An 11945-nucleotide genomic window follows, 5' to 3' on the forward strand; every position below is an offset into this window, starting at 1 on the left:
AAGGTCAATTGGTGACATTGACTCACCTCCTTTCAATGTTTTTAGACATAAAAAATAGACTGACTATCGAGAAGCCAATCTTTTTTCATTTACTTCATTTATCGTTTACAGAGTTTCAATAGCAATAGCGTGAACAAGAATATCATCAGTCATGAATGTAATTGCTAAATTCTTCTCACCTCGCTCATCCTGAAATAGGTATACCTCGTTTCTTTTTTCTTCTGAATTATAGAAAACTAGACATCTTCCGTACTCTAGGTCATCTGGAATTAGCTCTTTTAGCTTTTCATGAAAAATGTTTGACCTTTTGAATGTAGCCACACTAACCATCCAATTATCATTCATAAGTTCCGACCAATATCTGTTCATGTATTTTTTAAACAATTCAATTGCTGTCATCTTTATCTAACCTCATCCTTTTTTGAGTTTTATTTGTTTCTTACAGATTTATAAAAATAGAAAAAGGAGGAGAGAGTTCATCCATTGTTGATGAACTCTCTTCTCCTTTAATGGTGAAGTGTTTCACTACTTCTTTATTCAGTTGAATTTGTATCGTGTCAATTTTTCTGTTTTCCGAGATGGTAATTTGATGAATCAACAGATGCAACAGTTGTTTACGCTGTTCTTGTGTTAAAGCTTCCTTGTAGGCTGTCATGAAATTCTGCATGACTTGCTTGACTACTCTAAAGTTTATATTTGGGATACCACCTTGCACCATTTGTTCCTCGATTGGGGTAAGTCGTTCCTCCAGCCGCTCCTTCTCATCATTCAGACTGGATAACCTGCTAACAAGGTCATCTTTCGTAATCACTCCATCCTCATATAAACCTAGTACTTTGTCTTTTTTCGTTTGGATGGTAGATAACGATTTTTTTAGTGTTTCATATTCTTGTTGTAGTGGGGTTAAGCCGTCTTTATTCTTTCGATTAATATTTTCAACAATGCGCTGAATCAATACATCATTGTTGGCTAATTCTGCTAGCTTTTGTAGAACATACTTGTCAGCATAGTCCGTTCTCACGCTATTCGAGTGACAAACAGCGGTTCCTTTGTTCTTCCATGCCCCACAGACGTAATATTCCAATACTCGTTTTGTTCCATCTTTGTTTCGGTTAGTTGTTCTTCCTAATACCATACCTGCTCCACATACGGGACATTTTAGAATACCTGTGAGAGGAAACTCGCCACTGTGGATTCGATTTGGTTTACCAGAGCGGTTTTTCATAATATTTTTGGCTTTTTCCCATATTTCTTCTGTAATAATAGGTTCATGTTGCCCCTTTACGATAACTGGATTTGGATTAATGTTATTTCTTCTTTTTTCGTTCCAATCTCTTCTGACATTGTATCGGATATAACCTGCATAGATTGGATTGCTTAGTATGGTTTTAACACCATTAATCGAGAATGCTTTATTTTTCTTTGTTCGATACCCCTCTTTATTCAATCGATTGGCAATGGACTTATATCCATTTCCTTGTATATAAAGATTGAATATCTTCCGAACCGTCTGTGCTTCTTTTTCATTGATTACTAGTTTAGATGTTTTTCTTTTTCTATTATCACTTGGCACACTCACCACATCATACCCGAGTACCTGTCCACCGTTCCATGAACCTTCCTTCGCTCTTGCAATCATACCCATCTTTACGTTTTGAGATATATTATCGCGTTCAAATTCTGCAATAGCTCCCATCATATGAAATAGCAATTTACCAGAAGGCGATTCTGTCTCGTACCTTTCAGTGTATGAACGAAAAGCAATATTCTTGGTTTTTAATTTTTCAATAATACTCATTAGGTCGTTCAATTTTCTTGATAATCGATTCATCTTCCACACCAACACCACATCAAAAGACTTGTACTGCGCATCGTAGAGAAGTTGTTGTAGTGCTGGTCTACCCTTAATGTCCTTACCGCTTATCCCACGGTCAACGTATTCTTTGTAAACAATGTATCCTTCGCGCTCACACATTTCTCTCAAAACGCGAACTTGTTCATCAATACTATATCCTTCCTCTGCTTGTTCAGTAGTCGAGACTCGAGCATATATAGCAGCTCGTTTCTGTGTTCCAGCTTGGCTCATTGGGTCAAGCTGGTCAAACAGATTCATTGCATGGTTCTGCATTTGCTTCTCCCCCTCTTTGAATTGGATGAATGGTCAAATAAGTTGTGACCATTTCTGCTAAGATGTCGATTAGACTTTGGCATTCGTATTCGATTGTTTTTTCCATGTCCAAGTTGAGTTCCCCCTCATCGGATTAATAATATATATTTTATTTTCTAATGAAATGAGATAGAGGGGGGCGTGGGTGGTTTGTAAAATCAAAACTTTTCTTTCGCTTTGATTTGTGATTTTCTACTCCACTATATTTTTATATTTTCATACGCCCCCTAATCCCCCCTAAAATTGAATGATGTCACCACTTAAAAACGGATGTTGAGTATTATCTAAGCCCACAATCTTCATTCCATCAAAGTAAATAGTTCCTTTGATTTTCTTCTTCACAATCGGGATATTCTCATTCTCAAGAACGATTTTGAAGTATCGCCAGAAGATTTGTTTTGATTTCGTTCCTTTATCGTCAATCCCTTGTAAATACAACCATTGTAAGTATTTTTGGTGGAAATCCGACTGTTTTGTCCGTGCTCCTTCTTCTAGCACGATATGTTCAAGGAAAAATTCCCTAACTGGATTCTGTTCAGCATAGTATGCTAGTTGACATTCTTCAATCGCTTTACTATAACTGAATTGGTAGTTGTTTTCTTTCAAACGTTTCAAGCCTTCAATCGCCCAATTCAATATGCCAGGCAATTCTTCCAATAATTCCTGTTTTAAATTGACATTTCGTTCTTCTTGACGAAAGGTTCTTTTAAACGGAATAATAATAAACTTACGGAAATATCCATTCGTCACATCTGCTGAATCTGGTAAGTTATTGACCAAAAAAAGCAAACGACAGAATGGCTTATAGTTAATAATGGGTGGGCGGTACTTAACATTAATCGTGATATTGTCACCACTCACAATCGATTTGACACTTTCTGTTTTGAGCATTTTCCCACTCAATTCATTTTCAGCAGCAATGTTGAGCGATTTCCCCACTATACCTTCCAAGCCGAATTGCTGATTGAACTGGGAAAGTGGTACACTACTGACGTTATCTTCTCCCACAAGAGCGGTCACGATAGCAGCCAAGACACTCTTTCCGTTGGCTCCTCGACCGTAATAGTAGACTGCTTTTTCTGCTTTTGTTTCAACCGTAAGCCAATATCCCATTAACTCCTGATGTACACTAATCAACTCATCATCGTTTAATGTAATACCCTTCATAAAATCAAGAAATTTAGGGGCTGCTGCTTTCGGATCATAATCAATCGGTATTTGTACAGTAGATAAATATTCAGGCGAGTGAGGATGAAGAGTGAATGACGTCAAATTTAACATTCCATTTTTCAGATTGATGTAATTCCGCTTCGTGTTCATTTCATCCACACTAATAGCTTCACGCTGGAGTGCTTTTACTACTTCCTTTTCACGATTGCTAGTCCAACTATTCCAAAGCCCCTCGTGCATAATTTTTCTAATGATTTTTCCGAGGTTCACTTCAGCTAGTTCTTCATACACACCTTTTTTGTTGTATAGAAACAATCGACCGTCTTTAGTGGAACGAATATGACATCGTTTGATAAAGTGTTTCGCAAAAGCGTTGGCGTTGAACGCAAAGGTATTTTTCTTTTCATCGTAGAAAAAGCCGCGTTCTTCCGCTCTACCGACCTTCAAGATAAGTTCCAATTCTGTAAGTAAAGCCGATGGGACCACTGATTGGGATACTGTTTCGGCATTGTTGTACATTTCCATCGCATCTGACTTGGATGTTGCATGAACGTGATACATCAAGGCAGAAAAAAACGCTGCTTTCTCTTCAAGTGCCACCATATTTATGGCTGTTACAATTAATGAAAGGTTCTCCTTTACATCAATTTCCTGCATTAATCTTCTCGTTATTTCGGATGATTCAAGTAGTCTTACTTTTTGAATAGGATAAGGAAAGATAAATTGTTTGACTGCATTTTCATTTAATTCGGTTATTTTCTGTCGCATCATACTTTCTCCTTTTATTCGAGAAGGGAAAAGAAAGAAAACTCTTTTCCCTTCTTTTAAAATTCTTATTGATTCGGCTGTTCAACTTTTAAGACCTCCAAGCGTTCATAAACATCACCATAAGTATTTTGATAATGAGTGATTTTGCACCGACCTTGCAATCCAACTAATTGCTTTATGGTAATGCTCTGCCCTTGAAAAATGGGTTTGAAATGAACAAGGAACATCATCAGTGGTGACTCAGGGTTTGACGAAACGGTATAAGGTAGAGTGATTTGTATCGGAACGTCCATACCACTTTGAGAAAGTGAGAATGTAATCAAGAACTGGTCATATGTCCCAAATTTCCCTTCTATACCTTCTCGACTGGTAATATTGTCGATTCGGAAATAATAATCATCTTCTTCGACCTTTGCCTTTCTCGGCATTCTCACGTTCTCTTCTAAGAAAGAGATAATGCGATTCATTGCGGAATGATTCTTGTTCTTAACAGACTCCTTTTCCATTTCACCAACACATGCTTCATCATTGTTCAATTGGTAAATGTTACTATTATACGTTTGATTTGACAAAACTGCGTTGTTGCTTTCCTCTAAAGAAACATTCGTTGTTTTTACTAAATCATTGTTAGATGTCATTGAATGATTCAAACCTTTCATTCTTAGATATTCTTGTTCTCCCTTTAAAACAGGGCGCTTTACTTTTTTGATGAGTGCCATTATGCCACTACCTCCAATCTCTCATTCAATATCAGGACTTTTATTTCTTGTCCTTTCAATCCGAAACATTCAGAGGTGAATTCAGGTAAGAAATTAATCATTTGATTCGGAACACTCCACACAAGTCGCTCTGGATCCTCGATTAAACATCGTTCAAGAAATTGGACATCCATTTCAGGTATGTTGTTTAAGAATGATAGAAATTGTTGAATCAAGTTCAAATACTGTTCCTGATTCATCGACATCTGAAAGCCTATTGTGTACCAGTGAAGTTCGGCTCTGTTTGGAAAAACCACAATCTCATTTGGAACAACAGACCAGGTTTTTACTGTCAAGATGAGTTGTTGAATTTGCTCTGTTATACTTGATTCGTTTGAAGTTGATTCCAAGCTCATTACAGCCGAAAGCCTATACAACGCATTGATTCCGTCATAATGATCTTTTCGAAAAGTGTATTTTTTCAACAAATAATGAGTCATTTTGATATCTCCTTTTCGTTTAATTAGTCTACTAATGCCTCAATGTTGTCCGAAAATCTGAAGGTGTTTATTACCGAATTGAGGTACCATGCAACTACAATGGCATCTTCTTTTACTTCGAAGGCAACTGGTTTAACGTGAAACTTATCGAGATTGTTAATTATGAGTCGAGTCACTTTCCTTCTTTCATCTTCTGGCATATCAGCCAAAAGAGTTTCTCTGTAACGATTAATTTCCGCAAAGACCATCACATTTTTCAATGTATTGACATCATCAAGTACTGCGAAGTCGTTCTCACCATTTGAATCGCTAATCTCATCACCAAATGGACATATCTCCATTAATCTCTTTTCTTTATCCAATACGCTTCCGAGGTGTTTATACTGCTCTTGTGCGTCATCGAAAAAACTTAGATTCCCCTTATAATATTTTTGTGCTTTTTCAATTACCGTCATTTTTGTTTCCTCCTTTATTTTTTTATTCGGTAAATCTCTGGTATTAACTATATAGAAATTGGACAAAACAAAATACGGTTGAATCGGGATAAAAAAAATCCGATTCAACCGTTGATTTTTAAAGTGTGTTTTTCTCTATCGTGTCTAATTCTACCGCATATTTTTCCGTAAGCATTTTTTTAATAACCGATAAAGTATCTTCATTCTTTACATCGTCCATTACGCTTTCCCAATAAGAATCTGTATAATATTTACTTATGTCATAACTGAACCCAATATCCTCTGTAAGTTTACGCAGCTGTTTAATTGATTCATTTACCGCTATCGTCTGAGGGATAACCCCCTTAATCTTTTCTAACGCAAAAATGACCTCGCTCACAGCTTCGACCAGTTGAACAGCATAACTCTTCTGATTTTCTTTCAAAAGCTCTGGATAAGCACATTTAGCTAGGATTTGACCTATTACAGAGTCTAATTCTCCCTCCAGTACACCTGACTTAATAATAGCAAGTTCCACTTTCTTAATATTCTCAAGGGATTCTCGGACGGAAATGTCCCTTGATGTGGTCATTAACAACTCTTCGTCAATTTTTTTACTCCATTTAGTGTGCTTAAGCAATCCTAAACACTTGTATGCCTCCAATAACCACTCTTGATTCGATATGAGTACTTTGTTTGTTGGAGGTTTTCCGGTAGTCATGAATTTTTTTACTGTCTTTTCCATCGAGTTATATCTCTTCCGAGTGATAGTACGCAACATTATAATTAATAGAGTAATTTCTTCTATGCTCCAATATTTCTCTGCAATTGGAGGTAACTTTTTTCCATTAAAGCTTTTTATCCTTTCAAATCTCCCAAGATATTTTACAGCTTCTTCCGATAAATTTTTATCTATTATAATAAATTGGATAACGGTCGAAAGTAATCTCAAACTCTGTTTTAATCTGCTCTCCATTATCTCGATTACATCACTATCTTTATTAATATCTTTCAAAGAGCAATTGAACAACGTATGGGTGGAAAACCTTTCGTCCATTTTTCTCTTCCTCCCTGTAAAAAAAATAATAGGTGAGGGGTAGCTGTTCTACCTACCCCCATTCTTGGCTTTCTTATAACAGATTATTAAACGGTTAATTTAGGGGTACCACCTTATTCAATAGGCTCACATGAAGCGATATTCACGTAGCCTCTCCCCTCATTGGTATAGTTGTGATAGAGAAACGCTCTAATTTTTCTCCCTTTAAGTGTTTTTAGGCTAAATTCACCTTCTGGAATATTCCCAAGGACTTGATATATAAATTTTGCCAAGTTAGGATTATATTTGTCTATATAATAGGTTTGGGAAAATGTTTGTCCTTGTTCATTCGAAAAGGTAATCGTCACCCTTTTTTTCCCTTGATGATAGTAGCCATAGTTTTCTTCGGTTACATGGTAGCCTGTAATAACTAACTCTGTTTCCCCTTCCGGAATGGATGGTTCAATGACTTTAGGAGGTATCAATTCTTCAACGTTTATGTAGACTTCGGGAAATATATCCAGCTGTAGATGTCCCTTTCTAAGCATTAATATTCCTCCTCGTACAATGAATATTTTTTTGGAACAGTAATAGCCTAACTACCTCCGTATCAATCGGTCATAAGCATTATATACACAATAAATGGAGTATGATTTTCCAAGGTGGATTAGGCTATTATGGCTCCTAATAGATTGTTCTCTAATCATCATTTTTGTTATGCGAATTAGACTTTTCAGTTTTATAACAACAATACACAAGCTTTCCCTAAAGAGCTACTCAATTGAACAAAAAAAATACGCCCCTTCACTTTATATAGAGGTATCAATGGAGTACCATCAAGTGAGCGAGCGCATCATACATTTCAATTGGATTCTTATTTACCGCCTGCTTATTATCTTTAATAATCACTAGGGAACAGCATTACCTGTTTTTCATGGTCATCGATTATCCAGACAACTACATTTTTAGTAACAATAGATACATTACTGAATACAAATTTCTCTTGTATAGGTGGCTTTTCTTGTTTATTTACAATGTGAATGTGCTTTTTAGTTGCTGAAATTTCAAAAACCTGCAAATAATCCATTCGTTCTTTTCTCTTAGTCGCTAATATGTCCATCAATCCCCATAGTAGAGCCTGAATTTCAACGCTAATCTCTTCGCTAACAGCTTTTGTTACATATTTTGGCTTTCGTTTTCTAGACAAATTACATTTCTCCCTCACTCAGTAATTTTTCATACACTCTTACCCCATCCTTCAGACAAACTAAAAAGAGTGGATTATTGGTCTCTGCTTCCAAAGCGATTCCAATAATCCACTCTGCTTCATCCGTATATGAATAGGTTTGAAATATGACCGGGTCTGGTAAGTTCTCAACGAATTCCGGCGAAACTAATTCATAGTCCAACTCATCAAGGTATAGCTGTACCGCTTCCTCCGCTAATCTATCCATGTTGATGACTAATCCAAACTGAGCTTGCATAAACATTTTCACTTCTTCTTTGCTATACATTTCACCAACTCCTTAGATATAACCTTTTTCTTTTAAAGACGTAAACGTTTCATCTCCTACTATTATGTGATCCAAAACCTCAATGCCAATGATTTTTCCTGCCTCCACCAATCTTTTCGTTACTTCAATGTCTTCTCGGCTGGGTTCCGCTTTTCCCGAAGGATGATTGTGACCGACAATGATTGAAGCGGCGTTTGACAATATAGCCGATTTCATCACTTCTCTCGGATGAACGATGCTTGCGTTTAAGCTCCCAATATGGCAAACATTGATTGAGACTGGTTGATTCTTGGTATCAAGTGAAACAACGATGAAATGCTCACGGTCTCTTTCAGCTAAAAACTGCTTTAACAGCTGATATCCATCTTTAGGTGACCGGATACAACGTTCTTTATAGAGAACGCTTGATTCCTTTACTAATTTAATAGATACAATATTAACCCTTTTTGCAGGGAATTTCTTTGATTTCTCAACATTTAAAATCTCCATTGGTTTCCCCTTCCTAGTTTTTATTAACTCATATAACCTTCCTAAAAAGAAAAGCCTCAATTCCTAATATATATAAGGAATTGAGGTGTGACCGTGAGACAGAATGAACACTCTTGGCTAAATAATCATGAATACATTTCTCAAATTTAGTTCGTCCACTCTAGCTTTTCGGCAAAAACCTCTACGCAAGATACCCTTACGAATCAACATCATACAGAAGCATTCACACAGCTAATTAATCTAGCATGCATGCCTCTTTGTGTAATGTAGGTGCTCTAAACTGGTAAAAAGGGTTCAATCTTTTCTGCCAAAAACTGTTCACTCCTAACTCATCGATTACATTAAAATTTAAAATAAGTCGTTTTCTTAAAAATAATATATATTTGCACTCACTAGCGTCGCATTAAAATAATTTAACACCTTCAAATAAACCGAATTTTCTGAAATATAATCTAAACACAAAAAAATCCTTTATAATGGTTGGGTGGTAGTAAACCATCCAAATCCAATACAAAGGACAAAAGCATGGATAAGTTTACACGAAAAACATCATTTGAACAATGGTTTTCACCGATTAATCGTCCATTATTTGACGACCTAGTGAAAACACATCAATTAAATCACTATACCAAGAAGCTTTATATGGCTTCATTTATGAAACTGCTTTTGTATGCCCAACTCCATGAAACCGAGAGTTTACGGGCGTTGAGTGACGCTGTCTTTTTAGAAGAATTACAACGAGCAACGGGATTGGAATCGATTAGTTTTTCACAGTTAGGGAGACGAATCAATACCATCCCAACTGAGTTCTTTCAAACGATTTTTCTCGATTTAGTGGCACAAATTCATCGGAAAACCAATTTCCAAACAAGAAGAAAAGTGACAACGCCTTTGAAAATCATTGATTCGAGTACATTACCGCTTAATTTGACCAATCATAAGTGGGCAGAGTTTCGAAAAACAAAATCAGGAGTAAAGCTTCACTTACGACTTGTTTTTATGGAAAAAGGACTCTCCTATCCAGATAAAGCCGTACTCACGAATGCCAACGAACATGATCGTGGTCAACTAGAAGTATTCGTGGATGACAAAGAATGCATGTACGTGTTTGATCGTGGTTACTTGGATTATGGGCGCTTTGATCAAATGACGGAAGATGGCTATTTCTTTGTGACCCGTTTGCGTAAAAACGCTGTTGTCCGAGTGTTAGAATCCTTTTCGTTACCAGAAGATTCACCCGTATTCTCTGATGAAATGGTTGTCATTGGAACACCACAAAATCGTTCTGAAAACGTGTTTCGCTTACTCAAATTGCATGATACAAAAGGAAATGAGCTTCATTTACTGACAAATCGGTTTGACATTGACGCAGATGAAATTGCAGAAACCTACCAATCACGTTGGGCAATCGAACTTTTTTTCAAATGGATGAAACAACATCTGAACATTAAAAAGTTTTTTGGTCACAGTGAACAAGCTGTACATAATCAAGTGTACGTAGCCATGATAGTGTACTGTCTGAATGTTTTAGCTCAGTTGAACACGAATAGCGAACGCAGTTACTTACAAATTAGTCGCTATTTGAAGGCTTCTTTGTGGAAATCCGCTCACATTTGGTTACGAAAAATCGAAGGAAACGGCGTCCCATAAAGGTTTGCCAGTCGTTGTTGCACAAGTCATAGGTTATAGTAAAAAAATGGATGTTTACTACCCTCGCTTAGGTGTTTTCGTTTTTTCTCTAAAGTCCAGAAAAAATAAAACTGAAAATTCAGACATTATTTATGCGACGGTAGTGATTTGCACTATAAATTGATTCGGTATCAAGCAAAGGGTTATAGAATTCCATATTATTCTACTTTTAGCATCTAACTTTCTTTTTGCTAAATTATTTATTACATCAATAGTGTCCAGTGAAAAGTAAAGCTTTTCCCATTATTATTTTTGATATATGGTTTATTATAAGAAAAGTTATTTTCTTAAAGCATTATCAAAAAATATATAAAACTATATTAATGTGCACAATAAGGAGGAATAAAATGTCTAATACATATGATTATGAATACCTTAAAGGTATGACCCAAAAAATTAAGGACATAATGGCAAAAGCAGTTCAGGAAACAAACAATTTTTGTAAGGAAAAAATCTTAACTAGAGGTGGTAGAGTAGGGAGTGGAATGGGAACATTGCTTGAGGCTTTATGGGGATTTAATATGAACCAACTACTACATCGCGACCCAAAAGTGGATTGTGAAATAGCCTGGTTCCCAGATAATGATTATAATGATTTTGCTTGCGTAAAAAAGAATGAATTATGGGACCCTACCACTCATAGAGGAGAACTATTTAGAATTGAAATTAAATCTATGAATAAAGATGCAGATGAGTCAAAAGGTCATTTTGATGAAATAAAACAAAACTTAGGTCAATTTGACTTATTAGTTGTATTAATTTGGACATGGAAAACTGATAATGGTATCCACTCATATCCTTATATAGAAGATTTCTTTATCGGTAATGCTTTAGAAGTAGCTTTTCTAAGAGATGAATTGCATATAGCTAGAGGTGGTTATTTCGTCGACAGTTCTACATGTCCAGATGAATGTTTGAGCAAGGGGATTCCTTGTAAACACCACGGAGAGCCATTAAATGCAAATGGTAATAGGGAAAGAATTACAGGCCCAATATCAAGAAAACCACCAGGTAGCTCACATGCAGCGAATTTTGGTGGACTAGTAAGAATGCTCAAGACAAGCAACGATGAGATGAGAAAAGTTTTAAGAAAAATCCGAGCAGAAAACCAAACAGCTCATGAATATATTTCTTTCATTCATAAAAACTATCCCTTTGAAGAGTTCAATCAGTATACATCTTCCGAGTGGAAAGCTCTTGCGAAATCACTTGACTTAAAACCACCAAAAAATAAAGAAGAGTTAGTTAATTTGATTAGAGAAACAGTTCCAGATTACATGGATAAACTTAGAAATCTGTATAAATAAATTTAATAATCGAAAATATTTTTGCATCAACATCTGTAAAATAAAGAAAGGACTTTACACTAATATAGTGTAAAGTCCTCAGACTGTCGACAAACCCCAACTCAAATGCTTCATTTGAGTTGGGATTTGTCTTTTTTTGCTCATCATTTTCTAAGATTCTTATCTTATTTAGG

15 protein-coding genes are annotated in these 11945 nt (G+C 36.0%); 2 read left to right on the forward strand and 13 right to left on the reverse strand.

Annotated features, from left to right (window positions below):
- Nucleotides 1-105 precede the first annotated feature (105 nt).
- The 12 genes from EDD72_RS07690 to radC all read right to left on the reverse strand — a co-directional run bounded on the left by EDD72_RS07690 (nt 106) and on the right by radC (nt 8776).
- Complete coding sequence (locus EDD72_RS07690; RefSeq protein ID WP_132768985.1) at nt 106-399, reverse strand: hypothetical protein; 294 nt, start codon at nt 397-399, stop codon at nt 106-108.
- 40 nt (nt 400-439) lie between these two features.
- Complete coding sequence (locus tag EDD72_RS07695) at nt 440-2128, reverse strand: recombinase family protein (RefSeq protein ID WP_132768986.1); 1689 nt, start codon at nt 2126-2128, stop codon at nt 440-442.
- Complete coding sequence (locus EDD72_RS12550; protein WP_165895008.1) at nt 2100-2240, reverse strand: hypothetical protein; 141 nt, start codon at nt 2238-2240, stop codon at nt 2100-2102. Before EDD72_RS12550 ends, EDD72_RS07695 begins: the two co-directional genes overlap by 29 nt.
- Nucleotides 2241-2404: 164 nt before the next feature.
- Nucleotides 2405-4105, reverse strand: a complete 1701-nt coding sequence (locus EDD72_RS07700; protein ID WP_132768987.1) for a DNA primase family protein — start codon at nt 4103-4105, stop codon at nt 2405-2407.
- Nucleotides 4106-4170: 65 nt separating this feature from the next.
- Nucleotides 4171-4824, reverse strand: a complete 654-nt coding sequence (locus EDD72_RS07705) for a hypothetical protein (protein WP_132768989.1) — start codon at nt 4822-4824, stop codon at nt 4171-4173.
- Nucleotides 4824-5303, reverse strand: coding sequence for a hypothetical protein (locus EDD72_RS07710; protein WP_132768991.1), 480 nt, complete (start codon nt 5301-5303; stop codon nt 4824-4826). The genes EDD72_RS07705 and EDD72_RS07710 overlap by 1 nt, the downstream gene beginning before the upstream one ends.
- Nucleotides 5304-5326: 23 nt before the next feature.
- On the reverse strand, nt 5327-5758 hold the full coding sequence (locus EDD72_RS07715) for a hypothetical protein (RefSeq protein WP_132768993.1): 432 nt from the start codon (nt 5756-5758) through the stop codon (nt 5327-5329).
- Nucleotides 5759-5876: 118 nt separating this feature from the next.
- Nucleotides 5877-6752, reverse strand: coding sequence for a hypothetical protein (locus tag EDD72_RS07720; protein ID WP_165895012.1), 876 nt, complete (start codon nt 6750-6752; stop codon nt 5877-5879).
- A gap of 155 nt (nt 6753-6907) precedes the next feature.
- On the reverse strand, nt 6908-7321 hold the full coding sequence (locus EDD72_RS07725; RefSeq protein ID WP_132768997.1) for a hypothetical protein: 414 nt from the start codon (nt 7319-7321) through the stop codon (nt 6908-6910).
- A gap of 350 nt (nt 7322-7671) precedes the next feature.
- Complete coding sequence (locus tag EDD72_RS07730) at nt 7672-7980, reverse strand: DUF960 family protein (RefSeq protein ID WP_165895013.1); 309 nt, start codon at nt 7978-7980, stop codon at nt 7672-7674.
- A gap of 1 nt (nt 7981) precedes the next feature.
- Nucleotides 7982-8287, reverse strand: a complete 306-nt coding sequence (locus tag EDD72_RS07735) for a hypothetical protein (protein ID WP_132769001.1) — start codon at nt 8285-8287, stop codon at nt 7982-7984.
- A 12-nt stretch (nt 8288-8299) separates the two neighbouring features.
- A complete protein-coding gene (gene radC / locus EDD72_RS07740) occupies nt 8300-8776 on the reverse strand; it encodes a RadC family protein (RefSeq protein ID WP_132769003.1) in 477 nt (158 codons plus the stop codon).
- A gap of 525 nt (nt 8777-9301) precedes the next feature.
- On the opposite strand from radC, the gene EDD72_RS07745 reads away from it, so the two are divergent.
- Nucleotides 9302-10426: an IS4 family transposase gene (locus tag EDD72_RS07745; RefSeq protein ID WP_096550535.1), complete on the forward strand. Its 1125-nt coding sequence runs from the start codon at nt 9302-9304 to the stop codon at nt 10424-10426.
- Nucleotides 10427-10812: 386 nt separating this feature from the next.
- Complete coding sequence (locus tag EDD72_RS07750) at nt 10813-11772, forward strand: hypothetical protein (RefSeq protein ID WP_132769005.1); 960 nt, start codon at nt 10813-10815, stop codon at nt 11770-11772.
- Here EDD72_RS07750 and EDD72_RS12705 read toward each other — a convergent pair.
- On the reverse strand, nt 11753-11945 hold a 193-nt coding region (locus tag EDD72_RS12705), incomplete at its 5' end, for a hypothetical protein (protein WP_207893669.1). The genes EDD72_RS07750 and EDD72_RS12705 overlap by 20 nt on opposite strands.

The sequence above is a fragment of the Tepidibacillus fermentans genome (assembly GCF_004342885.1).
GTDB classification, from domain to species: Bacteria; Bacillota; Bacilli; order Tepidibacillales; family Tepidibacillaceae; genus Tepidibacillus; species Tepidibacillus fermentans.